Below are 24,845 nucleotides of genomic sequence, written 5' to 3' on the forward strand. Positions count from 1 at the left end.
GGAAGCACCATGCAGCTTGACGCCGACTGGGCAGGCCTGACGTTCAGATCCGCCCGGCCACAGGTCCTGGCGGTGCTCTTGCGCGAGCTGGGCAGCCTCGAGCGGGCAGAGGAAGCGTTCCAGGAGGCGTGCCTTAAGGCCTTGCAGGCGTGGGCGACGAACGGCCCGCCGCGCAATGCCGCCGGGTGGCTGACCGTGGTCGGGCGCAATGCAGGCATCGATCAGGTCCGCCGCAATACCCGCGAACGCGCGCTGCCAGAGACGATCAGTTCACCCATTGAAGTAGATGAGGAGGACATCGACACGGCCACCTATGGCGACGACCTCCTGCGGTTGCTCTTCATCTGCTGCCATCGCGACCTGAAGGCGCATCAGCAGATCGCGTTGGCGCTTCGGATCGTTTCGGGGCTCACCGTCGCGGAGGTCGCCGCGGCGTTCCTCCTGGGCGAGAAGGCGATGGCCCAGCGCCTCACGCGGGCAAAGCGCGTTGTCAGGCAGGCGGATACCGCGTTCGAGACACCATCTCCGCTCGTCCGGACCGAACGACTCTCGACGGTGTCGACGATGATCTACCTGATGTTCAACCAGGGCTATGCTGCGTCCGCCCAGGAGAGCACCCGGACGCAGGCGCTCGGGGCCGAGGCGGTCCGGCTCGGCCGGCTGCTGCTCGACCTCTATCCGGACGAGCCAGAGTTGCTCGGCCTGGTCGGCCTCATGCTGCTCCAGGAGGCGCGCTCATCGGCTCGCTTCGACGAGGATGGCGGCAGCATCCTGCTCAAGGACCAGAACCGAACGCTATGGGATCGACGGATGATCGCCGAAGGTACGGCGCTCACGGATCGCGCCTTTCGGATGCGTCGCCCGGGTCGTTTCCAGCTGCAGGCCGGGATCGCGGCGCTTCACGCGCGCGCCATGCGCTTCGAAGACACCGACTGGGTACAGATCGAACAGCTCTACCGCGCTCTGACCGAGGCAGAGCCGACACCGGTTGTCGCCTTGAACCACGCCGTGGCGGTCTCACAGGTCTACGGTGCCAGCGCCGCACTGGCGCTCGTTGAGCCTCTCGCCGGCGCGCTGGACGACTATTTCTACTTCCATGCCGTGCGCGGGCACCTGCTTGAGATGCTGGCCCGTCCTGCCGAGGCGCTGGCGGCTTACGGGTCCAGCCTCCGGCTCGCCACCAGCATTGCCGAGGCGGCGCAGGTCAGAGCGTTCATCGACCGATTACAGCAGAGGTGACGGTGTTCGATGAGGCGCAGCCTAGCCGGCGCCCTTACTGTTTTGCAGATACACCGCGTGTTGTGCGTTGAACGCTCGCTGGAACGCTGGGCGTTTCTCTGCACGCTCAACATAAGCATCGAGGTTGGGGAAGGCGTCGAGCATCTCCGCGCGATCCAGCCGACGAAGCACCGTCACCATCAGCAGGTCCCCGGCGCTGAAGGCCCCGTCCAGCCATTCGGCGTCCGCCAAGCGATTGGCCAACTGGGTCAGTCGCCCGCGTACACGCGCGTCAAGCAGCGGTAGCCGGTCGGCGTGCCATGGCTTGTCGCGCTCGAGCAGGAACGCCATCTCCCGTTCGACGATCACCGGCTCTATAGTGCTCACCGCGGCAAACATCCAGCTGATCGCCCGGGCACGAGCATCCTGATCGACGGGCAGCAGCCCAGGATAGCGCCCGGCGATGTGGAGGACGATCGCGCCCGACTCGAAAAGCCCGAGCGCGCCGTCCTCCATCGTCGGGATTTGCCCGAAGGGGTGGAGCGCCAGATGCGCAGGCTCCTTCATGGCGGCGAACGAAAGCAGCTTCACCTCGTAGGGTTGGCCTACTTCCTCCAACGCCCAACGCACCGGCATGTCGCGTGCGAGGCCACGGCCGCGATCAGGAGACTGCTCGAAGGCGGTGATGGTGATGGTCATCGTTTTGGTTCGCTCCGTGATGGCGGTCGCCGCTCAGCTCAGGTGCACGCCAAAGTGCCGTCGAAACTCCCTCAGGCCGACAGGAGTAACCTGCACCGCCCGTCCGCTAATCGGCGCACGCAGCCAGTCGGCGCGCAGGAAAGCCGTGTAGAGCGCCTTGCCGACGAAGCCGGCGATGTGCGGGCGTCGCTCGCTCCAGTCCAGGCACGGGCGGCAGAAGGTTGCGCTTCGCCGCTGATCGGGCGTCCGTGAAGCGACATCCACGTGAAGCGCGGCGAAAAGCTCCATGCCCGCTCCGGTCACCGCGCCTCCATCGTCGGCGAACTCGATCAATCCACGGGCGGCCATGTTCTCCGCGATGTCCACGGCGATTTCGCCCGCGAGATGATCGTAGCAGAGACGCGCACGGCGCAGGGCGTAATCGCGAGGGCCTGTCACGACGGGTCTGCGCTGGGCGACAGCCGCCGTTAGCTCACCCGACACCGCCATCAGTTGCTCGATCAATCCTGCGATCGAGCTGTTCGCGAGGCGGTAATAGCGATGCCGCCCCTGCCGCTCTAAAGCGAGCAGACCGCCTTCAAGCATGCGGGCGAGATGGCCGCTCGCAGTGGGTGCAGCGATTCCGGCAGCACGTGCCAGTTCGCCTGCCGTAAGCGCACGTCCATCCATGAGCGTGACCAGCATGGTTGCGCGGCCCGGATCACCGATCAGGGCCCCGATGCCGGCGAGCGAATTGGCTGTCGTCACGGCACGCCCCTCCCAGACACTGCCTTCGCTAGCCGCTTTATCCGCGGCGATGCTTCGGAAATGGCCGAAACATCGAAGCGCCGGCGTCGGTAAGGTGAAGCGGTTCCTTGGAGGATTGCCATGATCGCCTGTTTCATCCGCTACCAGCTCGACCCTTACAAGCTGGCTGCCTTTGACGAATACGCCCGTAATTGGGGGCAGGCGATCCCGCGCTGTGGCGCCGACCTCGTCGGCTATTTTGCGCCGCACGAGGGCTCGCTGACCACCGCCTACGGTGTCTACACAGTCGATAACCTTGCAGCCTATGAGGCCTATCGCGCACGGCTCCGAGACGATCCGCTCGGCCGTGAGAACTATGCCTTCAGCCAGCGCGAGCGCTTCATCGTGTCGGAGGACCGGATGTTCCTGCGTCTCGCGTCGGCACCACACGCACCGCTGGTGCGGCCGTGATCGCGGTACTGTTCGAGGCCTGGCCTGCCGCTGGTGAGCAGGACCGTTATCTCGACCTCGCCGCCGCGCTCCGGCCCGATCTCGACCGCATCGACGGCTTCCTGTCGATCGAGCGCTTTGAGAGCCTGGCCGAGCCTGGCAAGCTCCTGTCATTGTCGTTCTGGCGCGACGAAGCGGCCGTCGCCGCGTGGCGCAACACGCCCGCGCATCGCTCTACGCAGGTAGCAGGGCGACATGGCGTGTTCCGCGACTATCGGCTGCGTATCGCGGACGTGACCCGCGACTATGGCATGAACGATCGCGCGCAGGCGCCGGACGACAGCAAGGCGGCCCACACGCCGGCGATGCTTGGCGCGACCGGTCGATGATCGGTATGCCTCCGGGCAAGGGCGGACGGAGCAGGACTAGCGGGATGCATGTGCTTCTTACTGGATCGTCAGGGTGGCTGGGCCGTCACTTGGCGCCGCGGTTGCGCGCTGCGGGTCACGCCGTCATCGGCGTCGACGTCGCTTCGGGGCCGGACACCCAGATCGTCGGTTCGGTTGCTGACCGGGCCATCGTCGAAGCCGCCTTCGCGCAGGGCGTGGAGGCCGTGATCCACGCCGCTGCGCTCCACAAGCCGGACATCGCACGCTATCCTCAGCAGGCCTTTATCGACGTGAACGTCACCGGCACGCTGAACCTGCTGACCGCGGCATCGGCGGCGAAGCACGACCGGTTCGTGTTCACCTCCACGACCTCGCTGATGATCGACCAAACCATTGGCGACGAGGTGGGCGATGCTGCCGTGTGGCTGGACGAGACCAGCGGTCCGCTGACGCCGCGCAACATCTACGGCGTGACGAAGCTCGCCGCGGAAAGCTTGTGCCGCCTCTACGCGCAGGAACACGGCCTACCCTGCGTCGTGCTGCGCACCAGCCGCTTCTTCCCCGAGGACGACGATACGCACCGCCATCTGTCAGGCGAGAACATCAAGGCGAACGAACTGCTTCATCGCCGGCTGACGGTCGAGGACGCCGCGGACGCGCACATCGCCGCCCTGGCACGCGCGCCGGAGATCGGGTTCGGGACCTTCATCATATCGGCCCCGACCCCGTTCGCACCGCAGGATGCCGGGCCGCTGAAGCGTAACGCGGCCGCAGTCATCGACCGCTATTTCCCCGATGCCCGCGAGCTTTACGCGGGGCGCGAATGGAGCCTGCCGACGAGCATCGGTCGCGTCTATGACCCCCGCCTCGCGGAGAAGCAGCTCGGGTTCCGCTGCGCGACCAGCTTCGCCGATGTGCTGAGCGCGCTGCGGCAAGGAGGCACGCTGCCGGTCGCGCACGATGCTGGCTATCTCTCACCGAAGGAGCGGACATGATCGTTCAGGCCTGCCTCAACGGCGCGCGTCCCGCCGACTTCCATCCCGATCTGCCGCTGACAGCGGCTGCCATGGCCCGTCAGGGGGCCGCCTGCATCGCCGCAGGAGCTGCCGAGCTCCACATCCATCCACGTAATGCCGACGGCAGCGAGAGCCTTGAGGCTGTCGACGAGACGATGCTCTTCGTTCGCCAAGCCTGCCCAGGGATACCGGTCGGTGTCTCGACAGGAGAGTGGATCGAGGGCGACGCCCCGAGGACGCTACGACGTATCGAGGCTTGGCGGGACCTACCCGACTATGCCTCGGTGAACCTCTCAGAGCAGGGTGCCGCGGACGTAATGGCAGCGCTGCACCGGATCGGGGTTGGCATCGAAGCCGGTCTGTCCAGCACAGATGACGCGGAGCGGTTTGTCGCGGTTCCTGGCTTCAGCCAGTGTCTCCGCGTCCTGATCGAGGTGGAAGAGCAGGAGATGGAACGTGCTCGCCACATCGTCGATGATGTTGCCTCGGTTCTTGTGAGAGCCGGTTGCAGCCTGCCGATACTATTACACGGCTTCGACGCGACCGTCTGGCCCTTGATCGATCTGGCAGATCAACGAGGATGGTCTACCCGGGTAGGTTTCGAAGATGGTAAGTTGCTCCCAGACGGCAAAGTGGCGACGAGCAATGCAATGCTGGTCGGCGAGGCTGTTCGCAATATGCGACAGCCGAAAATCGCAATGGCGGGGGCGATAACATGCTGAACCGCTGCCTAGTCGCTATTGCGATGACTGCCATGGGTACACCAGCAGCTGCTCAGACTACGGCGGTAAAGCGCGAAGTCGTTGAGAAAGCTGCCACCCTCATAGAAGCGCGCTATGTCAATCCGAAGGCAGGTCAACGCATCGCCGACACTCTGCGGCGACAGGCTGCCACCCTGCTTGCAGGTGCGACCCCTGACGCATTCGCGAGAAGCCTCACAGCCCATCTCCGAAACCTTTCGAACGATGCGCATTTCGCGTTGGAATACGACCCGACTGCCAACGCCGCCGCCGAAGGAGACGTGGTAGACCCCGCCGAGTTGGATCGTTGGTACGGTGCGCGCGTCAATCATGGCTTCGAGCAGGTAGCGAGGCTCGAAAACGGGATCGGCTATCTCGATCTTCGTGTCTTCGCTCCTACCTCGATGGCAGCCGACCTAGCCTCCGCGGCGATGAGTCTATTGGCACAGTCGCCCGCTTTGATCATCGATCTTAGGAACAATGGCGGCGGCATGGACGACATGACGCGCCTGCTCGCCGCCTATCTTCTCGATGAGCGTCGTGAGATGAGCGCCAGCTACGATCGTCCCAGCAACCTTATGGAGCGTCATTTCACCCCATCTGAGGTGCCGGGCCGACGTTTCGGCGGCAAAAAACCCGTGTACATTCTGGTGTCGCACCGAACTTTTTCAGCAGCAGAAGCCTTTGCCTATGATCTTCAGGCAATGAAGCGAGCCGTCATTATCGGCGAGCAGACGGGCGGAGGTGCTCACCCCTTCGCTTACCGTCCCGTAGGCCATGGTTTCATCCTCTCGCTTCCCGAAGGGCGGTCGATCAATCCCGTCACTGGGCGTGATTGGGAAGGCGTCGGTGTAACCCCGGACATTCCAGCACCTGTCGACGCCGCGCTGAAACGAGCGATACTGGAAGCGCGCAACGCGGCCTTGATCCCGTATATAAGATCCAGGGAGGGCCGTTAGGCCCGTTGCTACAGACTTCCGAAGCAAAGATCTGGCTCGCCTGCGGGTTGAAGCCTGCATCGGCTGCACCTCAGCCTCGACGACCCATGTGTGGACGGCCCTCCGTTGGCAAGCTTGAACAGTTGCCTAGCATTGCTGGTTGGTGCGGCCATGTGTCCGACCTGTTGGTGCGGCACATAGCGCCGCTGGCCGTAATGCCATTCGCGCGTCTCGGGTCCCGATCAGTTGCACGCACTAGAAGTGCTTGGGTCATTGTGGGTTTTCCCGATCCGGCGGTTCAACCGGCTTGTTGCATTAGCTCCTGATCGCCCTTTCCAACCTCGTCAGGCGCGGTCGCCCGCGCTGTGTTCTTATGCGACCTGCGGCTCGCGGTAGCGTTCGCCGCTGGCCATCATCGCCCAGATCATACGGGCGTTCTTGTTGGCGAGCGCAACCGCAGCAACCTTGGTCTTGCGCCGCGCGAGCAGTTGCACGAGCCACGGCCGCTTGGCGCCGTTGCGTTCGGCATGGCGCACCACCGCCATCGCGCCGACGATCAGCATCTGGCGCAGGTACTGGTGCCCGGCCTTGGTGATGCCGCCGAGCCGCTCCTTGCCGCCGCTGGAGTTCTGCCGCGGCACCAGCCCGATCCACGCGGCCAGATTACGCCCTGAGCGGAAGATAGTCGGATCAGGCACGGTCGCGACAATGGCGCTGGCGAGCAGCGGACCGACTCCGGGTATTTCCATCAGCCGGCGGCCAAGCTCGGTCTCACGCGCGCTTGCCAGGATGCGGCGGTCGTTCTCGAGGATCTGCTCCTTCACGATGCGCAGCTGAGCCGCTAGCATCTCCAGGCAGAACCGCGCGTCGGCCGGCACGCGCCCGTCAGTAGGATCGGCGATCACGTCTAGGAGCTGCTCGATGCCGTTCCTGCCGATTGGCGCCGCGATCCCGAACTCGGCCAGGTGCGCCCGCATCGCGTTCGACAGCTGCGTGCGCTGACGGTTGAGGATCAGGCGGACACGATGGAGCATCATCGCACTCTGCTGCTCGGGCGACTTGATCCCGACGAAGCGCATCGTCGGCCGGGTCACCGCCTCGCAGATCGCCTCAGCATCCGCCGCATCGTTCTTGCCCCGCTTGACGTAAGGCTTCACGTACTGCGCCGGCATCAACTTCACGTCGTGTCCGAGCGCCACCAGCGCGCGGGCCCAGTAGTGCGAGGTCGCGCATGCCTCGATCCCGATCAGGCACCGCGGCAGCTTGGCGAAGAACTTCAGCATGCGCCCACGGGTCAGGCGCTGGCGCACCACCGCCACACCATCGGCGTCGACACCGTGCACCTGGAACACGTTCTTCGCGAGATCGAGACCTATCGTCGTGACGTTCCCCATCGTGGCTCTCCCTTCCGGCTCTCCGCAGGACATCCTGCGGAAGGGATGGAGAGCCGTCCACCGCATCAGTTGCGGTCATTCATGGTCTATTTTCACGTCCCCAACTTCTGCCATCTGTTCATGCTGGAAGCAGAGCAAGCCCGAGACACGGCCCAACCCTAGCGCGCCTTTTCCGGAAATGATCGAGAAGTCAGACAGCGGCCAGATTGTTGGCCTCACGCCATACTATCGAGATATCCGGTTACGGCTCTGCCGACGCGCAGGCCGAGAAGCCCCTGATCCTGCTCTCCCCGCTCGGGCAGACATACACTGGCTGGCCGTCTCGCTTACCAGCTGGCACACTTGATTAGCCGCACCGTCGAACGACATTCTATTGATCTCTAACTCGCAGTAGGACCACACCATGCGGTACGACCGTGATCGGGTCGGTTGTGCGTGTGACAGCCGCCTCGCCCCAAAGATCATACGCGGTGGCAATGGATGAAAGTCCCGCATCTTCCGGATGCACCACCGCGGTGATCGGCTGGGTGCCACGATTGAACATGGCGAGTGCCACCTCCCCGCCGACCAGATCCTTGCGCCAGATTGCCAGGTCGCCATCCTCGCGGATCACGCGGCCCTGCAACCCGCGATGATCCTGGTCGATCGCGATCACCGCCCGGTTCTGCAGCAGCGCTTTGGCGCCCGGCGAGGTAAGGCGCACGTCGTGTCCCATGATGAGCGGCGCTGCCTGCATCGCCCATAAGGTGATGTGGGTCCGGTACTCGTCATCGGACATCCCGCCATTGCCGATCTCCAGCATGTCGGGGTCGTTCCACCCGCCCGGACCGGCATGCGGGAACTTGGGATTACGAACGAAGCCGATATCGGCCATGGTCTTGTAGTCGTCCGTGATGTCGCCGGTCGTGCGCCACAGGTGGCCGCCGACCGAGCGCCCCCAGCTCGCGACGTCGAAGCGGCCGTACTGGCACAGCGAGTAGATGATCTGCCGCCCCGTCGCCCGGAGTGCGGCGCCCATTTCGTAATAGGTGCGCTTCACCGTGTCGGCAGTGTCGTAGAACCACTCGCCCGAGCAAAGGTCGTATTTCAGATAGTCCACGCCCCATTCGGCGAAGGTCCGGGCATCCTGCTGCACATGGCCATAGCTACCCTCATACCCCGCGCAGGTGCGCGGGCCGGGCGAGGAATAGATGCCGAGCTTCAGCCCCTTGGCATGGACGTAGTCGGCCAGCGCCTTCATGTCGGGGAATTTGGCATTGGGATGCAGCACGCCGGCCGCGTCGCGCGTCCCCTGCCAGCCGTCGTCGATGTTGACGTACGTGTAGCCCGCATCGCGCAGCCCCGTCGCGACCATTGCGTCGGCGATAGCGCGGATCGTCCGGTCGTCGATCCGCTCGGCGAACTTGTTCCAACTCGACCAGCCCATCGGCGGCGTCCGGGCAAGATTGTCGGGCGGCAGCGTGCCGAGCGGCGGCAGCTCGGGCGCGAAGACGAAAGCGCGCCTCTCACCCTCCTCCAACGAGCCGCGACGTCCCGCCTGAACGACATGGCTGTACCAGATGCCGCCTGTCAGGGTCACCCGATCGGCCGCGAACCGCGCAGTCCAGCGCCGGGTCGGGCGCTCTTTGTCATTGAGGTTGCGCAGGTCGAAGCTGAGCGTGTTGCCGCGCAGAACGGCATTCTGCATCCGCATCGGCCCGTACCATTTCGTCGTGACGGTGCCGCGCACGGTCCCGCCGTCGGTGGCGACCTGCATCATCGTCACGCCGGGAAAGCTGGGCTTGGCGGTGAACAGCCACACACCGGCGGCACGGGTCGCCGCAGAGGCGGGCACCGACAGCATCGACGCGAGCAGGCAAAGGCCGGCGAGCAGCATTCGCATAAGATCAGCCTCCAGTCAGATGGTCACGCTGTGGCGGGACGGCGCTCCAGCTCGCTCTTGCGGCGGCCGTACGCGAAATAGATCGCCAATCCGATCGCGTTCCAGATCAGGAAGCGGGCGATCGTCGCCGACGGCAGGCTGAACATCAGGTACAGGCAGCCGAGGATCGCGAGCGTTCCGACCAGGAACGGCGCGGGGCAGCGGAACAGCCGTTCGGCCGTAGGCGCCTGCCGCCGCAGCACCATCAGGCATGCCCCGACCGAAATGAACGCCAGCAGCGTCCCTGCATTGGCGAGCTCCGCGATTTCGTCCAGCCGGAACAATCCGGCGACGACCGCGATCGACACGCCGGTCAGCACGGTGATGAGCGTCGGAGCGCCCGTCCGCGGGCTTACCGTCGCGAGCCGGCGCGGCAACAGCCCGTCGCGCGCCATGACGAAGAAGATGCGGCTTTGCCCATACATCATGACCAGGATCACCGACGGCAGCGCGACTACCGCGGCGAGTGCGATCAGGTGCCCCGCCATGGGCTGCCCGACCGAACGCAGCACCAGCGCCAGCGGCTCGGGCGAGTTCGCGAGCGCGGTGAAGGGCAACGCGCCGACCGCCGCGACCGCGACGGCCATGTAGATCACCGTGCACACCAGCATCGATCCGACGATGCCGATGGTCAGGTCCCGCCCGGGCTGCTTCGCCTCCTCAGCAGAGGTCGCCACCGCATCGAAGCCATAGAAGGCGAAGAACACGATCGCGGCAGCAGCCATGACCCCCCGCTTCTCGCCGCCCATCTCGCTGGACCCGAAGCCATAGGGCATGAACGGCTGGAGGTGGGCGAAGTCGAACGCCGGCAGGGCGAAGGTGACGAAGATCGCGAGCGCCACCAGTTTGACGACGACCAGCACGATGTTCAGCGTCGCGCTCTCCCGCGTTCCTGCGACCAGGATGCCCATCACGGCAAGCGCGACCAGCACTGCGGGCAGGTTGACGACCCCGCCGCCATGCGGCCCGCTGAGCAGCGCTGCGGGCAGGTGAACGCCGGCGGACTGGATCCAGCCGACCAGATAGCCGGACCAGCCGACCGCCACCGTCGAGCATGCCAGCGAGTATTCGAGGATGAGGCTCCACCCCACAACCCAGGCGATACCCTCGCCCAGCGCAGCGTAGCTGAAGGTGTAAGCGCTGCCCGCCGCCGGGATCATCGTCGCCAGCTCCGCATATGCCAGCGCCGCACACGCACACACCGCGCCCGCAATGGCAAAGGCCAGGATCACCGCCGGCCCGGCCCGCTCTGCCCCGACTCCGGTCAGCGTATAGATGCCGGTTCCGACGATCGCGCCGACACCGAGCGCGATCAGATGAGGCCAGGACAGGGTCTTGGCCAGCGCGCGGTCCGCATCGTGGCGGGTGACGGCTTCGAGTGACTTGCGCCGGCCGAACATCTTATCTTCCTTTCATTTTTCGGTCGCTCAGCCGACGCCGAACTGTTCCCTCAGATCGTCCAGCGTCGCGACGATATGCCGGTGAAGCAGCGCCTGGAGTGCCGGCCCATCCCGATCCAGAAAGGCGTCGAGCAGCTGGAGATGCTCCTGATGCGCCCGCGTCCCGCGCCCGGCCGGTTGCAAGTGCGCCACGACGTAGCGCTCGGCGAGCACCGACAGGCGCTCCACCAGTTGCGTCGTCAACAGCCTCCCCCCCGGACGAACCAAGGCAACATGGAAGTCGCGGTTGCGCACCGCCACCTCCGGCAGGTTCGTCCCCGCCGCACTGTCCAGCTTCTCGAATGCATCGCGAGCGATGGCGCGCGCCTTTTCGTCGGCAACCCTGGCGGCGTGCGCCGCAGCCTGGGGCTCGATCGCCAGCCGCAAGGCGTAGATCTCGTCCGCCTGATCGGCCGACATGGGTCGTACCACATAGCCCCGATTGGCCTGGCTGGTCAGCAGCCCTTCCTGCTCCAGCCGCGCCAGCGCTTCGCGAAGGGGGATCTTGCTCACGCCCAACTCGTTGGCGAGCGCGTCTTGGCGGATGGGCGCGCGCTCGGGCAACTGGCCGCTGACGATCTGCTCGCGGACGACTTCGAAGACACGTTCGGACAGCGTGCGGACAACGATGCTCACCGGTCTTTTCTCCAACCTGTCAGGATCGGGCCCGGATGGGAGAAGCGGAGAAGCCGACCTCACCTGACCTGGAAACCTTCCCAGAAGCGGTCGGCGTCATCAATCCATATCGTGTTGAAACCGGTCGCGATCGCCGATCCCTCGATCGAGGGAATGATCGCCGGCAGATCGCCGAGCGAGGTCGTCGCCTCGACACGCCCGGTGAAGCGGCTGCCGATATAGCTTTCGTGGACAAAACGGTCGCCGGGCGACAGCCGCCCCTGCGCCGCCAAGTGCGCCAGCCGGGCGGACGTACCTGTCCCGCAAGGGGAACGATCGATCGCCTTGTCGCCATAGAAGACCGCGTTGCGCCCGTCCGCGCCGTCACCTTTGGGTGCGTCGGCCCACAATACGTGGCTGACGCCGCGGATCGTCGGGTCGAGCGGGTGTACCGGCTCGAACACCTCGCGCACGGCGGTACGGACGCGGCCGCTGAGCTCCACCAGGCGGGCGGCGCCGAGATCGTCCAGACCGCGGTAATCTCCCTGCGGTTCGATGATGGCGTAGTAATTGCCGCCATAGGCGACGTCGACCGACAGGGTACCGATCCCCTCAATGTCGACAACAATCCCTGCCGCGGCCACATAGGAAGGAACGTTGGTGATCCGCACAGCGGTCACCTTGTCGCCCTTCTGCTCGTAGCGGATCTCGATCACGCCGGCAGGGACCTCGACCCTCAGCAGTCCGGGCTCGGCGGGCTGGATCAGGCCATGCTCCAGCCCAAAGGTCACGATGCCGATCGTGCCATGGCCGCACATCGGCAGGCAACCGCTGGTCTCGATGAACAGGATGCCGATATCGGTGTCCTTCCGCGTCGGCGGATACAGGAAACCGCCCGACATCATATCGTGCCCGCGCGGCTCGAAGCAGAGACCCGTTCGAATCCAGTCGAACCGGGCCAGGAAATCCTGGCGCCGCTCGGACATGGACGCGCCCTTCAGCAGCGGCGCGGCCCCTGCCACCAGCCGGACTGGATTGCCGGCGGTATGGCCGTCGATGCAGAAGAAGGTGCGACGCATGGCGAACCTGTTATCAGGCCGTCCTGGAAACGCCGAGCGTCGGACGAGTTCTCGCCGCCTTTTCCACCATCGCAATCACCTCGGCACGGCGCTCGCCCTCCAGCGGCAACCTCGGCGGCAGGACACGCTCCGACCCGCGTCCCATGACCTGTTCGGCGAGCTTGATCGACTGAACGAGGTCATGCTCCGCATCGAGATGGAGAAGCGGCATGAACCAGCGATAGATCTCCATTGCCTTGGCGTGATCGCCGCGCTCGAACGCGGCGACAAGCTCGACGGACTCCTTGGGAAAGGCGTTGGTCAGCCCCGACACCCAGCCCTGCGCGCCGAGGTACAGCCCCTCCAGCGCCACGTCGTCCAGCCCGGCGAACAGCACATATCGATCGCCGAACGCGTTGCGGAAGTCGGTGAAGCGGCGGGTATCGGGCGCGGACTCCTTGACCGCGACGATGTTGGGCACGTCGACCAGCGCGGCGAGCACGTCCTGGTCGATCTCCGTCCGATAAGCCGGGGGGTTGTTGTAGAGCATGATCGGCAGCGCCGTCCGCTCGGCAACGCCCTTGAAATGGGCGACCAGCTCATGCGCCTTGGGCACGTACACCATCGGCGGCAGCAGCATCAGTCCGTTCGCGCCCGCCTTCTCCGCCGCCTGAGCGTAGCGAGCGGCACGGCGGGTATCATATTCCGACACGCCGGTGATGACCGGCACGCGGCCGGCCACGACCTCCACGATCGCGGAAAGGACGGTGACCTTCTCCTCATGCTCCAGCGAGTTGTTCTCGCCAACCGTGCCCAGGGCGATGACACCGTTGACCCCGTCGCGGATCAGGTCGTCGACCACCCGCTGCGTGTCCGCGATGTCGATCGACAGGTCTTCCCTAAGCTGGGTCGTGACCGCCGGAAAAACTCCCTTCCAACTCACCGTCATCGCGTCCCTCATTGTTCAAGAATATTGTATACGATGCAGGTTTGTGCACTGCAATAGTCGATAATCATCCGGTCAGAAGTTGATCGTGGCGCCGGCGAAGATCGTACGCCCGAGCGGGTCGTAGACGCCTGGATAGGTGTTGCCGTTGCCGAATGCCGACAGGATGCCCGCCGCGATTGCGGGCGGGTCCTTGTCGAACAGGTTGTTGACGCCGGCACGCAGGGTGAAGCCCTCGCCGACCTGCACCGTCCCAGCGAGGTCGAGATAGTTGTAGGTCTTGATCCGCCGGTTGATGACGCTGGGAGGGTTGGTGTTGAAGAACGGGTCGTCGGTCAGGCTGGACAGCCGTGTCGAGCCGAGGTGACGCCAAGAGGCGGACAGGGTCGCGCCGCCGGGAATCATCCAGGTCGTGCGCATGACGTGCCGCCATTCTGGCAGCGGCTGGCCGCAGGTGTAGCCGTACAGGCCCTTGCAGTCGTAGTTGCCGAGTCCCGGCAATGGCTCCGACACGCGCTCGGCCAGCCAGGTCCCGACGAGGTTGAGATTGACCCGGCCCACGCCGCCCAGGCCCAGCGTGTAATCGGCCGTGACATCGATGCCGGAGGTCTTGAGATAGCCGGTATTCAGCGTCGTGGAGACGATATAGCCATCCGTGCCGAACAACGCTCCCGATCGCGGGTCACGCTTCAGCAGGTTGCAGAAGAACGGATCGCTGGTGGAGAAGCACTGGCTGATCGTCAGCGACGGATCGACCGAGCCGATATAGTCCGAAACCTTGATGTGGAAATAATCCACCGACAGCGAAAAGGACTTCAGTCGGCGTGGCGTCAGCACCAGTCCGACCGTGTAGGTGTCACCCGTCTCCGGCTTCAGCGCCCGATTGCCACCGCCGAGGGCCGAGCAGACATCGGCAGGACAGGCGATGATCTTTCCATACTGCGCCGCCGACACGCCGGTCAGCTGGCACAGCGACGCGCTGGCGGCGGGGTTCGGCCCCGAGCAGGGGTCCTGAGCGGCGACGTTGCCGATCGCCTGCGACGCGAACAGCTCGCCGATATTGGGTGCACGGATGGCGTGGTTATAGCTCGCGCGCAGGCGCAGGTCCTGCACCGGCGACCAGCTCAGCTCGCCCTTGTACGTCCACACGTTGAAGCTGGACGAAAATCCGGGCGACCCCTGCCGGTTCTTGTAGGCGGAGTAGCGCACCGCGCCGTTCACCGACAGGTCCTGGAAGAAGGGCTGGCCCTGCACGATCGGGATCTCGATCTCGCCAAAGCCTTCGTTGACCTCGATCCGGCCGTCGCTGTTGGTCGCGCCGCCCTGTTGCGCGACCTCGTCAGCGAAGAAGAAGAGGGACTCGCGCCGATGCTCCGCGCCGAGCACGACTGACGGCCCGTTCTTTGCCCAGGGGCTGGTGATGCCCAGTTCGCCCAGATCGCCATTCACCGTGCCCGCGATAACAGTCTGGCGGTTGCGCGAGCCCGTGTTGCTGGGGCTGAACATGTAGTTGGCCTGGTCGAGCGTCACCGCGTTCGCCTGGAAGACGTTTGCCGGGATGCAGCTCGGGTCGCTGCGGTTGACCACGGACCGGCAGGTCGGGACGCCGCCGACGCTGACCACATCCAGGGCACGCTGCGCCTTCACGCTGTCGACATTGTTGAGATAGGTTTCGTCATATTTGACACGGCTTTGCAGGAAGCTGACGTCGTAGCTGAAACCGCTGCCGAGATTGCCGCGCAGCCCGGCGGTGTAGCGATAGTCTTCATGCCGCAGATTGTCGCGGCGTGGCGCGACCGTCAGGCGGTAGCCGATCAGGGTCGGCTGCAACGCCGCCGTTCCCGCCTCCTGCCCGCAAAGCGCGCTGAGCTGCGCGACACTGGCGAGGGGCGAGTTGCAGGGCACGTTGAAGGTGGTGCCGAGGAACAGCGCCGACGGCGCCGCCTGCGAAAAGCTATGATCCTTCATGTACATGAAGCTGCCGTACAGCTCGGCCGCCTCAGCGATCTTGAACCTGGCGAACGCGCCGCCGGTGTAGCGTTCGTCAGCGCGCTGGAAGTAGTTGGTGGGGGAGAAGTTATAGGCGAAGCTGCTGTCGTAGGGCACCCAGGTCCGGCTGCCGTCCTTCGCATTGGTCAGCGTCACGCTCTGGTTCGGTCCGGCAAGCGGGACGAACGTCCCGAAAGGCGTGTTGCTCGACCCGCCGCACGTCAGTGCGGTGCCCTCCGCGTCCAGCGCATTGAGGGCGCAGGACGACACGTCGCGCGACGACTGAACGACCGGATCGAAGTGCCGGTAGCCACCGTACAGGGTGATGTTGCCGCGACCGTCGGCGAAGTTCTTGCCGAAGGCGACGTTCACGTCCTGCTTGCCGCCATCGGCCACCCGCCGCGGGGCCAGCTGGTAACCGCGCGTGGTCAGCAGACCGCGGACCGCCGAGTTGTCGTTGGTGTGCTGGGCGAAGCCGGCCTGCGCGTCGAGGCGGAACCCATCGAGATTGTCGCGCAGGATGAAGTTCACCACACCCGACAGCGCGTCCGACCCGTAGACGGCGGAAGCGCCGCCGCTGACCACGTCGACCCGCTCGATCAGCGCGCTCGGGACGAAGTTCAGGTCGACCGCCTGCTGCGGCAACATGCGCTGGCCGTTGATGAGCACCAGCACGCGATTGCTGCCGAGATTGCGCAGGTTGACATTGGCCGTGCCATCGGAGCCGTTGGACACGTTCTCGTTCGCGTCGGCCGTGAACTGAGGCAGCCGGTTCAGCACCGCCTCCGCCGTCACCGCGCCCTGGTAGCGGATTTCCTCGCTGCCGACCGCCGTCAGCGGGCTGTTGCTCTCCAGCCCGGGGCGCCGGATGCGGGTGCCGGTGACGACGACGTCGTCAGCATCGGCCGGCCGGGCATCCGCCGGCTCGGCTTCCTCCACCCGTTCGGGCAGGGTCGACACCTGCGCGAGCGCTGTGCTGGACAGCAGGGTGGTGATGAACATTCCTGCCCCGAGGATAGCAGCGTTGGATCGCTTCATGGTCGATGCCCTCCCTTGTTGAGCAGGAGATCATCATAGGTCCGATCCGGAGTCAAATATATTATACGGTATCCTAACTGGGAGAGCGCGGCTATATCGGAAGCCATGACGCAAGCTTCCGAGTTGCCAAGCGTTGTCGTTGTCGGCGGCGGCGTGGTCGGCCTGGCGAGTGCCGTGGCTCTGGTGCGGGCGGGCCATCCCGTCGTCGTGCTCGACGCAGATCGGGATCGTCAGGCTGCGTCCTGGGGAAATGCCGGCCACCTTGCCGTCGAGCAGGTCGCGCCGCTGGCATCGGCCGCCTCGCTGCTAAGTGCATGGCGGCGGCGCTTTTCGGCGGGAGGGGCGCTGCACCTGCCGCTGACGGGTGCGCGCGCATGGCTGCCGTTCGTCCCCGGCTTCCTGTCTGCAAGCCGGCCGGCGCGGTTTGCGGCAGGCAAGGCGGCGCTTGGGACGTTGCTGGGCGACGCCGTGCCGGCGTGGCAGCGATTGGCGGATGTCATCGGGCGGCCGGACCTGGTCAGAATTGACGGTCATCTGGTGGGCTGGGAAAGCGCGGCATCCGCACGCGCCGGAAAGGCGGCGTGGCGCACGGCGGACATCGGCGTGGCGAGCATGTCCGACGCCGATGCGGGCGATCGTGCGCTGATCGCCGCAGTCACCCGCGCCAGGATCGCCGACGCCATCCGCTTTCACGGCAGTGGACAGATCGCCGACCTGGGAGCGCTCTCGACTGCCCTGGAGGCAACCCTGATCGCCGCGGGCGGGCGGCTGGTCCGCGAGCGCGCGGCACTCACCGTGCTGAACGGGTCCGCGGGTGTCGACGGGCATCCGGCCGACCTGGTCCTTGTCGCAGCGGGTGTGCGCAGTCGCCCGTTGATGGAGCAGGCCGGCCATCGCGCGCCGCTGATCGCGGAGCGGGGCTATCACATCCGTGCCGCCGCCGATGGTTGGCCCGCGGACATGCCGCCGCTCGTCTTCGAGGACCGTTCGTTGATCGTGACCCGCTATGCCGACACCGTGCAGGCGGCGAGCTTCGTCGAGCTGGACAAGCCCGATTCCCCGCCCGATCCGCGCAAATGGGAGCGCCTGGAGCAGCATGTCCGCGAACTCGGCCTGCCCCTGTCAACCCCCTTTACCCGCTGGATGGGCGCGCGGCCGACCCTGCCCGACTACCTGCCGGCGATCGGCCGGTCGCGGCGCGTGCCGAACTTGCTCTACGCGTTCGGACATCAGCATCTCGGCCTGACGCTGGCGGCGATCACGGCCGAGCAGGTCGCGGCGTTGGCGGCGGACACGGCGCCCGCCATGAACCTGTCACTCTTCGACGTGGAACGGTTCGGGCGGATGCGCTGAGCCGCCCTACCCTCAGCCGCAGGGCGGGACAGGCGAGCTCGGCGGAGTGCGCGGCGGTGTTGCGCGTGGAGACAACACCTCCCATTCCTGAACGCCCACGCCCGCGACGCTGCTGCCGTTTGATGAGGCGTCGAAGACGACCCGGATGCAACGGGCGCGGAGCGGCGCGAACCGCTTGGCCTGGGTCAGATCCGAACCGGGCGCGTCGGTGCCCGACACGCGCTTCCACCCATCTTGCCAATATTCCAGGTGCCATCCGGCAGGCGGGGCGACGCCGATACCCGACCCGGGCGGCTGGTCGGCGAAGAAGACGATGCGGGTCTCATCCACCGTCACCGGCGAGGGCCAGCGATACTCGATCCAGGGATGCGGCGGGTTGCCCTCACCTCGCCACGTTCCCCACATATCGGGCGGCAGCGGCGCCGTGCGTATGATGCCGTCGTTCACCGCCCTGATCCAATACTGCACCGGCATCGGCTGGTTCGATGCCGCTGCCTGTGCACCCAGCGCGACATTGCGGGTGGGCGGTGGTGAAGGCCGGGGCGCGCGCGTCGGCGTGACGGGGCGGATCGCGGCGGGGGTGACGCTGTCGTCCCAGTCCAGGCGGTCGATCGCGACCGACCGGCGGAAATGGCCGCCGCCCCTCGCGTCGGCAGTGTGATAGGCCAGGTACCACTGCCCCTTGAATTCGACCGCGCCGGCATGGGACGTGGTGGAGGACACGGGCTTCAGCACCACGCCCCGATAGGTCCAGGGACCCAGGGGCGAACTGGCCGAGGCATAGGCCTGGCAGGCATGGTACACGGCCGGCGTGCAGTCGCTGTCAGGTCCGGCCCGGTTGCCGGCATAGAGCATGTAATAGGTGCCGTTCCGTTTGGTGATCCACGGCGCCTCGAAAAAGCCGGTGAGCCCGGTGATCGTCCGCTCCTCGCCGACCGGCGTGACCATGTCGCGCGCCAGCTCCATGCCGCGCAACTGCCCGAAAGTGCCCCAATAGACATAGACCCGTCCGTCATCGTCGATCAGCACGGTGGGATCGATGTTCTGGATGTCGTTGGCGATCGGCACTTTCTGCGAAATGATCGGCCCCGCCGGATGCGCGTCCTTCCACGGCCCGACCGGGCTCTCCGCCACCGCCACCCCGATCGCGAACCGGTCGCGGGCATCGCTGTCCCGCTGGAGCACGGGCGCATAGAGATAGAAGCGTCCGTCCCCGCCCTTCACGATCTGACCGGCATAGGCGCGGCCCGGCTCCGCCCAGCGGAACACCGCTTCCGGTCGGGCAAAGCCTGGATAATGGCGCCACTTCCCTGATGCGGGGTCCAAGGTCGCGAGCAGCTGCCACTCGTTCATGATGAAGTCGTTGACGCCGTCCGCCGCTTCGTCGCGACCGGCGAGGATGTAGAGCGTATCGCCGACCACGAGCGGCGCGGGGTCGGTCGAGTAGTAGCGGCCGTCCGACAGGATCGGGTTGCCGCGCGCGCGCACGACTATCGCCCGGGGTTCCGATTGGCAAAGACCGGCCGCTGCCGGCAACAGCAGTGCCACGAGCGGCGCAATACGGACGATCTTCACCTTCACTCCTCGTCCGGATAGGGGCCCTTGCCCCCGTCCTTGATGAACTGGTCGACGCGTGCGTCGATGACCGGCACCGGCACCGATCCGAGCGACAGCACGACGTCGTGAAAGGCCCGGATGTCGAACTTCGGCCCCAGCGCCTGCTCCGCCCGGTGCCGCGCCGCCTGGATCGCCAGCTCGCCCGTGTAATAACTGACCGCCTGACCCGGCCAGGCGATGTAGCGGTCGACCTCCGTCTCGATCTCATGGTCCGCCAGGGCGGTGTTGTCGTGGAGGTAGCGCTGCGCCCGCTCGCGCGACCAGCCCATGGCGTGAATGCCCGTGTCGACCACCAGCCGCGAGGCGCGCCACGCCTGATAGCTCAGCATCCCGAACACCTCATAGGGCGTCTGGTACATGCCCATCTCCTCGCCCAGCGCCTCGCAATACAACGCCCACCCCTCGCCATAGACCGACAGGTAGGTGTCGCGGCGAAACGGCGGCAGGTCCCTGTTCTCCGCCGAGAGGGGCATCTGGAAGGCGTGGCCCGGCGCGCTCTCGTGCAGTGTCAGGGCGGGCAGGGAATAGAGCGGCCGGGCGGGCAGGTTGTAGGTGTTGACCAGGTAGATCCCCGGCCCGCCGCGCCCGCCGGTGTAGAAGGGAGCGATGTCCGCAGGCACCGGCTCGATCGCGAAGCGGCTGCGCGGCAGGCGGCCGAACCATCGCGATGCCTTGCCGTCGAAGGTCTTCGCGATCCACGCCGCCCGGTCCAGCAACGCCTGGGGTGTCCTGGCGTAGAATTGCGGATCGGTACGCAGGAAGCGCAGGAAAGCGGGCAGGTCGCCCTTGAACCCGACCTGTGTCATCACAGCCTGCATGCGGGCGCGGATCTTCGCCATCTCCGCGAGCCCGATCGCGTGGACCTGCTCGGGCGTCTGATCGAGCGTCGTGTATTCGGCGATCTTGGACTGGTAGTAGGCTCGGCCGTCGGGAAGGTCGTAGGCCGCCAGGGCGGTACGCGCACCCGGCACATACTCGTCGCGGAAAAAGCGGAGCAGCCTGGCATGCGCCGGCACCACCGCTTCCCGGATCGCGGCCGCGCCTTCCGCCTTCAACGTGGCCTGGGTTGCAGGCGATACGCCCGCGGGGAAAGCGCGGAACGGCGCGTAGAAGGGCGATGCCTCGACCGATTTCGCCTCCGCCACCTGTACCAGGCCGGCTTCACGTCCTTGCAGCGTGATCCGGGGCGGGGTGAAGCCGCGCTTCAGCCCTGCGCGCATGTTGACGATCTGCTGGTCGAAATAGCGGGGGATGTCGTGCAGCATCGCGATGTAGCTGCGGTAATCCTCTTCCCGCGCAAATCGGTCGCGGGCAGAGCCGGCAATGTCGCCCCAGAAGCTGGAATCGGCATTCAGCGGCTTCTCGAAATCGCGAAAGCGCTGTTCCGCGAGCAAGGCGTCGATCTGCTGCTTGTAGACGGCATAGTTGACGCGCTCGGCGGTCGACAGGTCAGCGACTCGGATCGCCGCAAGCCTGGCCTCGGTATCCGTCCAGCGCTTCAGCTTCTCAGCCTGGACGGCCGGGCCGACATCGGGCAGCCGGCGCGCGCCCTTCTTGCCGTCATCCTCGTCCGGCGCCTGTTGCGCGCGGCGCCAGTCGTACTCGTCGGTGTACAGCGCCTTCAGCCGCGCATCGGCGGCAGCCGTCTTCGGAGCGGCGACAGTCGGAACGGACGCCATCCCGATCAGCAGCACGGCCAGCCAGTGTCGCTTCACGCCCGTTCTCCCAATGCCATGATGTCCGCGTGGAGTGCCGCCGGGATTTCCACGCCGTATGCCAAGCTGCGCCGCCGGGCCTCGTAGCGCCGCGACGAGGGCAGCCGTGCGCCCTGTTCCTCGATGGCGGCGAACATCGCCTCAGCGCGGGCGAGATGCTCCGAAACCGCATCGCCCAGGAACCCTGCGGGATCGATCGCGATGACCAGCTCGCCCCCGATCGGCGAGCCGCCCCGGTTCCGGTCAGCGGCGATCGATCCGGCGCTGGTCAGGTCGCCGATCAGCGGCCCCGCGAGCAACTCCACCATCGCCGCCAGTGCGGAGCCCTTGTGCCCGCCAAAGGTGCGCATCGCGCCCGCCAGCACCTTCTCGGCATCGGTGGTGGCCTGACCGTCCGCGTCATAGCCCCAGTCGTCCGGCACGGGCTTTCCCGCGCGCCGGTGAAGCTCGATCTCTCCGCGCGCGACGGCGCTGGTCGCGAAGTCGAACACGAAGGGCTCGCGGCCGGGCCGCGGCCAGCCGAAGGCGATCGGGTTGGTGCCGAACACCGGCCTGGTGCCCCCGGCCGGCGCGACCCAGGCATGGCTGGGGGTGACCGCGATCGCGACCAGCCCCTGTTCCGTCAGCGCCTCCACCTCGGGCCATAGCGCGGCGAAGTGGACGACGTTGTTGAGCGCCAGCGCCGCAATGCCGTGGCTCCGCGCCGTGTCGAGGAGCACCGGCAACCCACGCGCGAAGGCGAGTTGCGCAAAGCCGCCGCCGCCGTCCACCCGGACCAGGCCCGTGCGCGGGCTGGTCACGACGGGCACCGCGTCGGTGACCACCACGCCCGCCCGGATGCTGTTCACCGCGACCAGCAGGCGGTAGATGCCGTGGCTGGCACAGCCGTCCCGCTCGCCCGCTACCATCGTCTCCGCGACCGCCTCGGCATGATCGTAGGCAAGCCCCGCCGCGCGCAGCGTGTCCGTGGCAAGGGTGCGCAACTCGTCCAGCGTCATGAAAACGCCAGCACGGTCGCTCACGCCTTTGTCCCGGCCATGGCCGTGTAGAGCCGGACGCCGAACACTGGCCCCGCCGTGTTGCGGTCATGCGGTACGAAGCGGACGCGCACCTGCTGTTTGCCCTTGGTCACTCCCTCGGGCAGCGGATAGTCGACGTCGAAGAACTTGCCCGGCTTGTCATTGTCGAGGTGCTGGGTCGCGACCTTCACATTGTCGACCAGGATGTCGAAGTCGCGCGCACGCTCGCTCCCCCAATAGCTCGCCTCGAGAATCAGCGGCCCGGGCCGGACCTTCAGCGAAAATTCCATGAACCCGCCCGAGCGCACGTCGCGCCCCTGCCGCCCGCGATACGTGACAGGGTACGAGCTGTCGGACGTCAGGTTGTGGTCGCGCTCGGGCTGCATCTCGCCAAGGTGCATTACGTCGACGGACCGTGCGGCTATGTCCTTCAACCGGGCCTGCTCGGCCGTAAAGGCCGCCTCTTCGCGCACCCAGGCGCTGTCGGAGAAGGTCTTGAAATAGACCGCGCTGCGCCGCTGATATTGGCGATAAAAGGGAACAAAGGCGAGGTCCGCCGGCCGAACGATACCGCGGGTCGCGTAGAGCCCCTTTCCGGCATCGGTTGGCGTGAAGCCGGCGAGCAGGTCCGCGCCGACAAGGGCGGGATCGGCGCCCTCCCACTTGGCGTCATTCGAACCCAGGTCGGCTGCCAGCACCATCGGCCCGCGCAGCACCGCAACCGTGGCAGGATCGCCCGGCGTCGGTTCGGTCCTGAGGTCCAGCGGCAGGGCCATCGCGACCTGATCGCCCGCCTTCCACCGTCGCTCCACGATCGCATAGCCACGCTCGACGACCGGGGTCACCGGCTGGCCGTTCACGGTCACGATCGCCTTGCCCGCCGCCCAGCCGGGCACACGCAGCGCCACCGGGAACCGACCGCCGTGCAGCTTCGCAAAGGTCAGTGTCGCCCGTCCCTCGAACGGATAGCGCGTATCCAACGTCACAGCCGCCTTACGCGCCGCCCATGTCGCGTCGGCGGGGATGTACAGATTGACGATGAAGGCGCCGTTCGACCCCTCCCAGAAGATCGACTCGCCGTGCTTGGCATGGCTTTCCATCCCCGATCCCACGCAGCACCAGAAGGCGTCGTCGTCGGTGGTCGAGTAACCCCGCTCCGCTCCCGTCATCAGCGGGGTCATGTAGGTGAAGCCGCCCGTGGACGGGTCCTGCGCCGCCATCACATGGTTGAGGTGCGCGCGCTCGTAATAGTCGAACAGTGCGCCGTCTGGCTGCCACGACCACAGGTGCCGCGTCAGTTTCAGCATGTTGTACGTGTTGCAATGCTCGCACGTCTGCTCGGTGATGTGGTCGGCGATGCTGTCGGGCTCGGCGAAATATTCGCGGTCCGCGTTGCCGCCGATCACGTAGCTGTGGTGCTTCGTCACCGCTTCCCAGAAATAGCTGGCCGCCACGGCCTTTGCCGGATCGCCCGTCAGCTCGTGGATACGGGCGAGGCCGATCAGCTTGGGCACCTGCGTGTTGGCGTGGAAGTTCGCCAGCCTATCCTCGCGCCGGGTCAGCGCGTCGAGCACGCGATTGTCGTAGAGCGTGTTCGCCATCTTCAGCCAATGCGGGTCGCGGGTGCGGGCGTAGAGTTCGGCATAGCTTTCGTTCAGGCCGCCATATTCGCAGCCCAGCACCTCCTGCACCTGCGCGGGCGTCAGCGCCGCGAACACCCGTTCGAAATAGCCGCCCAGCCCAGTCAACACGACCAGCGCCTTGGGATTGCCCCAGGCGCCATGCACGTCGAGCAGCCCCGCGAAGAGCTTGTGCACGGTGTAAAGCGGCGACCAGGCGCCGTTGAGGTCGAACCCGCCCGACCTGATCTCCCCCTTCATGATCTCGGGGAAGATCTCCTCACCGTCGACGATCGTGCCGTCCTTCCGCTTGCGGCCGAGCGCACCGACATAGCCGGTGCCGCGCTTTGCCTGCGCTTGCGCCAATTCATCAACGATATAGTCGGCACGACGTCGCATTTCCGGGTCGCCGGTCTGCTGCCAAGTCAGCACCAGCGCAGTCATGTAGTGGCCGAGGCTGTGGCCGGCGATCGTGTCGCTTTCCCAGCCGCCATAGATCGGCGCCTTGGGTCCCAGCCCGGCATATTTGCGAAAATTGTGGAGCAGGCGGTCCGGGTTCAGCCGGTGCAGGTAGCCGCGGTTGACCTCCACCGCCCTCGCGAAGTCGGATGGGCGCAGGCGAACCGCCGTCAGCGGCAACGGCTTTGCGCCGGGCGGCAGCAAGGAGGCGGACGGGGCCCGCGCCACGGCCGCGGGTCCCAGCAGAGCGGCCACCGCTGCCCCGGCCATCAGTTCGCGACGGTTACTCTGCATGGTTCGCCTCTCGTGACGTGATTTCATCGGCTGGTGAACACTGCCGATACTACCTCACACGATTATATACCGTATAACTTTGTTGTAGCAATGCGGTTAGCTGGTTATGCCGTCGCAGGAACGCGCAGAAAACCAGGGAGCGGCAATGCAGCTTTGGCGGCGAATGGTGACGGGCTTGGTCTTGCCGGGCGTC

The 24,845-nt window shown here is 66.1% G+C and carries 20 protein-coding genes; 7 read left to right on the plus strand and 13 right to left on the minus strand.

Annotated features, from left to right (window positions below):
* The first annotated feature begins 9 nt into the window (after nucleotides 1-9).
* Nucleotides 10-1,239: an RNA polymerase sigma factor gene (locus tag BMX37_RS16100; protein WP_093666805.1), complete on the plus strand. Its 1,230-nt coding sequence runs from the start codon at nucleotides 10-12 to the stop codon at nucleotides 1,237-1,239.
* Nucleotides 1,240-1,260: 21 nt separating this feature from the next.
* Here the strand turns inward: BMX37_RS16100 and BMX37_RS16105 are convergent, their stop codons facing one another.
* Nucleotides 1,261-1,917 (minus strand): glutathione S-transferase family protein, encoded by a 657-nt coding sequence (locus tag BMX37_RS16105; protein WP_093666806.1) that lies wholly within the window; start codon nucleotides 1,915-1,917, stop codon nucleotides 1,261-1,263.
* Nucleotides 1,918-1,950: 33 nt separating this feature from the next.
* The gene (locus tag BMX37_RS16110) at nucleotides 1,951-2,664 is read right to left on the minus strand and encodes an ArsR/SmtB family transcription factor (protein ID WP_093666807.1); all 714 of its coding nucleotides are present in this window, start codon (nucleotides 2,662-2,664) and stop codon (nucleotides 1,951-1,953) included.
* A gap of 120 nt (nucleotides 2,665-2,784) precedes the next feature.
* On the opposite strand from BMX37_RS16110, the gene BMX37_RS16115 reads away from it, so the two are divergent.
* The 5 genes from BMX37_RS16115 to BMX37_RS16135 are packed head-to-tail and all read left to right on the plus strand — an operon-like array spanning nucleotide 2,785 to nucleotide 6,197.
* Nucleotides 2,785-3,114: an NIPSNAP family protein gene (locus BMX37_RS16115; protein WP_093666808.1), complete on the plus strand. Its 330-nt coding sequence runs from the start codon at nucleotides 2,785-2,787 to the stop codon at nucleotides 3,112-3,114.
* Entirely contained in the window at nucleotides 3,111-3,482 is a 372-nt protein-coding gene (locus BMX37_RS16120; protein ID WP_093666809.1) for an antibiotic biosynthesis monooxygenase family protein, read from the plus strand. Before BMX37_RS16115 ends, BMX37_RS16120 begins: the two co-directional genes overlap by 4 nt.
* 44 nt (nucleotides 3,483-3,526) lie before the next feature.
* Nucleotides 3,527-4,477 (plus strand): NAD-dependent epimerase/dehydratase family protein, encoded by a 951-nt coding sequence (locus tag BMX37_RS16125; RefSeq protein ID WP_093666810.1) that lies wholly within the window; start codon nucleotides 3,527-3,529, stop codon nucleotides 4,475-4,477.
* Nucleotides 4,474-5,220: a 3-keto-5-aminohexanoate cleavage protein gene (locus BMX37_RS16130; protein WP_093666811.1), complete on the plus strand. Its 747-nt coding sequence runs from the start codon at nucleotides 4,474-4,476 to the stop codon at nucleotides 5,218-5,220. Before BMX37_RS16125 ends, BMX37_RS16130 begins: the two co-directional genes overlap by 4 nt.
* Nucleotides 5,214-6,197: a S41 family peptidase gene (locus BMX37_RS16135; RefSeq protein WP_093666812.1), complete on the plus strand. Its 984-nt coding sequence runs from the start codon at nucleotides 5,214-5,216 to the stop codon at nucleotides 6,195-6,197. The genes BMX37_RS16130 and BMX37_RS16135 overlap by 7 nt, the downstream gene beginning before the upstream one ends.
* A 350-nt stretch (nucleotides 6,198-6,547) precedes the next feature.
* Here the strand turns inward: BMX37_RS16135 and BMX37_RS16140 are convergent, their stop codons facing one another.
* The 7 genes from BMX37_RS16140 to BMX37_RS16170 all read right to left on the minus strand — a co-directional run bounded on the left by BMX37_RS16140 (nucleotide 6,548) and on the right by BMX37_RS16170 (nucleotide 16,576).
* Nucleotides 6,548-7,570: an IS110 family RNA-guided transposase gene (locus tag BMX37_RS16140; RefSeq protein WP_093666813.1), complete on the minus strand. Its 1,023-nt coding sequence runs from the start codon at nucleotides 7,568-7,570 to the stop codon at nucleotides 6,548-6,550.
* A gap of 370 nt (nucleotides 7,571-7,940) precedes the next feature.
* Nucleotides 7,941-9,452 (minus strand): glycoside hydrolase family 27 protein, encoded by a 1,512-nt coding sequence (locus BMX37_RS16145; protein WP_093666814.1) that lies wholly within the window; start codon nucleotides 9,450-9,452, stop codon nucleotides 7,941-7,943.
* 23 nt (nucleotides 9,453-9,475) lie between these two features.
* Nucleotides 9,476-10,891 carry an amino acid permease gene (locus tag BMX37_RS16150; protein WP_093666815.1) on the minus strand — a complete coding sequence of 472 codons (1,416 nt, stop codon included), beginning with the start codon at nucleotides 10,889-10,891 and terminating at the stop codon, nucleotides 9,476-9,478.
* Nucleotides 10,892-10,918: 27 nt separating this feature from the next.
* Entirely contained in the window at nucleotides 10,919-11,566 is a 648-nt protein-coding gene (locus BMX37_RS16155) for a GntR family transcriptional regulator (protein WP_093666816.1), read from the minus strand.
* A 59-nt stretch (nucleotides 11,567-11,625) separates the two neighbouring features.
* A complete protein-coding gene (locus BMX37_RS16160; RefSeq protein ID WP_093666817.1) occupies nucleotides 11,626-12,624 on the minus strand; it encodes a 4-hydroxyproline epimerase in 999 nt (332 codons plus the stop codon).
* A gap of 13 nt (nucleotides 12,625-12,637) precedes the next feature.
* The gene (locus BMX37_RS16165) at nucleotides 12,638-13,552 is read right to left on the minus strand and encodes a dihydrodipicolinate synthase family protein (protein WP_093666818.1); all 915 of its coding nucleotides are present in this window, start codon (nucleotides 13,550-13,552) and stop codon (nucleotides 12,638-12,640) included.
* Nucleotides 13,553-13,624: 72 nt separating this feature from the next.
* On the minus strand, nucleotides 13,625-16,576 hold the full coding sequence (locus BMX37_RS16170) for a TonB-dependent receptor (protein WP_244501642.1): 2,952 nt from the start codon (nucleotides 16,574-16,576) through the stop codon (nucleotides 13,625-13,627).
* 105 nt (nucleotides 16,577-16,681) lie between these two features.
* Here BMX37_RS16170 and BMX37_RS16175 point away from each other — a divergent pair, with 105 nt between their 5' ends.
* Entirely contained in the window at nucleotides 16,682-17,929 is a 1,248-nt protein-coding gene (locus BMX37_RS16175; RefSeq protein ID WP_093666820.1) for an NAD(P)/FAD-dependent oxidoreductase, read from the plus strand.
* Between the two features lie 12 nt (nucleotides 17,930-17,941).
* Here the strand turns inward: BMX37_RS16175 and BMX37_RS16180 are convergent, their stop codons facing one another.
* The 4 genes from BMX37_RS16180 to BMX37_RS16195 are packed head-to-tail and all read right to left on the minus strand — an operon-like array spanning nucleotide 17,942 to nucleotide 24,652.
* Nucleotides 17,942-19,504 (minus strand): family 43 glycosylhydrolase, encoded by a 1,563-nt coding sequence (locus BMX37_RS16180; RefSeq protein WP_244501643.1) that lies wholly within the window; start codon nucleotides 19,502-19,504, stop codon nucleotides 17,942-17,944.
* A gap of 2 nt (nucleotides 19,505-19,506) precedes the next feature.
* Nucleotides 19,507-21,225: a DUF885 domain-containing protein gene (locus BMX37_RS16185; RefSeq protein ID WP_093666873.1), complete on the minus strand. Its 1,719-nt coding sequence runs from the start codon at nucleotides 21,223-21,225 to the stop codon at nucleotides 19,507-19,509.
* Between the two features lie 32 nt (nucleotides 21,226-21,257).
* Nucleotides 21,258-22,259 (minus strand): Ldh family oxidoreductase, encoded by a 1,002-nt coding sequence (locus BMX37_RS16190; protein WP_093666822.1) that lies wholly within the window; start codon nucleotides 22,257-22,259, stop codon nucleotides 21,258-21,260.
* Nucleotides 22,260-22,279: 20 nt separating this feature from the next.
* The gene (locus BMX37_RS16195; protein ID WP_093666823.1) at nucleotides 22,280-24,652 is read right to left on the minus strand and encodes a glycoside hydrolase family 127 protein; all 2,373 of its coding nucleotides are present in this window, start codon (nucleotides 24,650-24,652) and stop codon (nucleotides 22,280-22,282) included.
* Nucleotides 24,653-24,845 lie beyond the last annotated feature (193 nt).

The organism is Sphingomonas gellani (assembly GCF_900110035.1).
GTDB lineage: Bacteria > Pseudomonadota > Alphaproteobacteria > Sphingomonadales > Sphingomonadaceae > Sphingomonas > Sphingomonas gellani.

Bases quoted from the DNA above. Each gene is read 5' to 3' on its own strand.
- BMX37_RS16100 (WP_093666805.1), top strand. From the start codon at position 10: ATGCAGCTTGACGCCGACTGGGCAGGCCTGACGTTCAGATCCGCCCGG.
- BMX37_RS16105 (WP_093666806.1), bottom strand. From the start codon at position 1,917: ATGACCATCACCATCACCGCCTTCGAGCAGTCTCCTGATCGCGGCCGT.
- BMX37_RS16115 (WP_093666808.1), top strand. From the start codon at position 2,785: ATGATCGCCTGTTTCATCCGCTACCAGCTCGACCCTTACAAGCTGGCT.
- BMX37_RS16125 (WP_093666810.1), top strand. From the start codon at position 3,527: ATGCATGTGCTTCTTACTGGATCGTCAGGGTGGCTGGGCCGTCACTTG.
- BMX37_RS16130 (WP_093666811.1), top strand. From the start codon at position 4,474: ATGATCGTTCAGGCCTGCCTCAACGGCGCGCGTCCCGCCGACTTCCAT.
- BMX37_RS16135 (WP_093666812.1), top strand. From the start codon at position 5,214: ATGCTGAACCGCTGCCTAGTCGCTATTGCGATGACTGCCATGGGTACA.
- BMX37_RS16140 (WP_093666813.1), bottom strand. From the start codon at position 7,570: ATGGGGAACGTCACGACGATAGGTCTCGATCTCGCGAAGAACGTGTTC.
- BMX37_RS16145 (WP_093666814.1), bottom strand. From the start codon at position 9,452: ATGCGAATGCTGCTCGCCGGCCTTTGCCTGCTCGCGTCGATGCTGTCG.
- BMX37_RS16150 (WP_093666815.1), bottom strand. From the start codon at position 10,891: ATGTTCGGCCGGCGCAAGTCACTCGAAGCCGTCACCCGCCACGATGCG.
- BMX37_RS16160 (WP_093666817.1), bottom strand. From the start codon at position 12,624: ATGCGTCGCACCTTCTTCTGCATCGACGGCCATACCGCCGGCAATCCA.
- BMX37_RS16165 (WP_093666818.1), bottom strand. From the start codon at position 13,552: ATGACGGTGAGTTGGAAGGGAGTTTTTCCGGCGGTCACGACCCAGCTT.
- BMX37_RS16170 (WP_244501642.1), bottom strand. From the start codon at position 16,576: ATGAAGCGATCCAACGCTGCTATCCTCGGGGCAGGAATGTTCATCACC.
- BMX37_RS16175 (WP_093666820.1), top strand. From the start codon at position 16,682: ATGACGCAAGCTTCCGAGTTGCCAAGCGTTGTCGTTGTCGGCGGCGGC.
- BMX37_RS16185 (WP_093666873.1), bottom strand. From the start codon at position 21,225: ATGGCGTCCGTTCCGACTGTCGCCGCTCCGAAGACGGCTGCCGCCGAT.
- BMX37_RS16190 (WP_093666822.1), bottom strand. From the start codon at position 22,259: ATGACGCTGGACGAGTTGCGCACCCTTGCCACGGACACGCTGCGCGCG.
- BMX37_RS16195 (WP_093666823.1), bottom strand. From the start codon at position 24,652: ATGCAGAGTAACCGTCGCGAACTGATGGCCGGGGCAGCGGTGGCCGCT.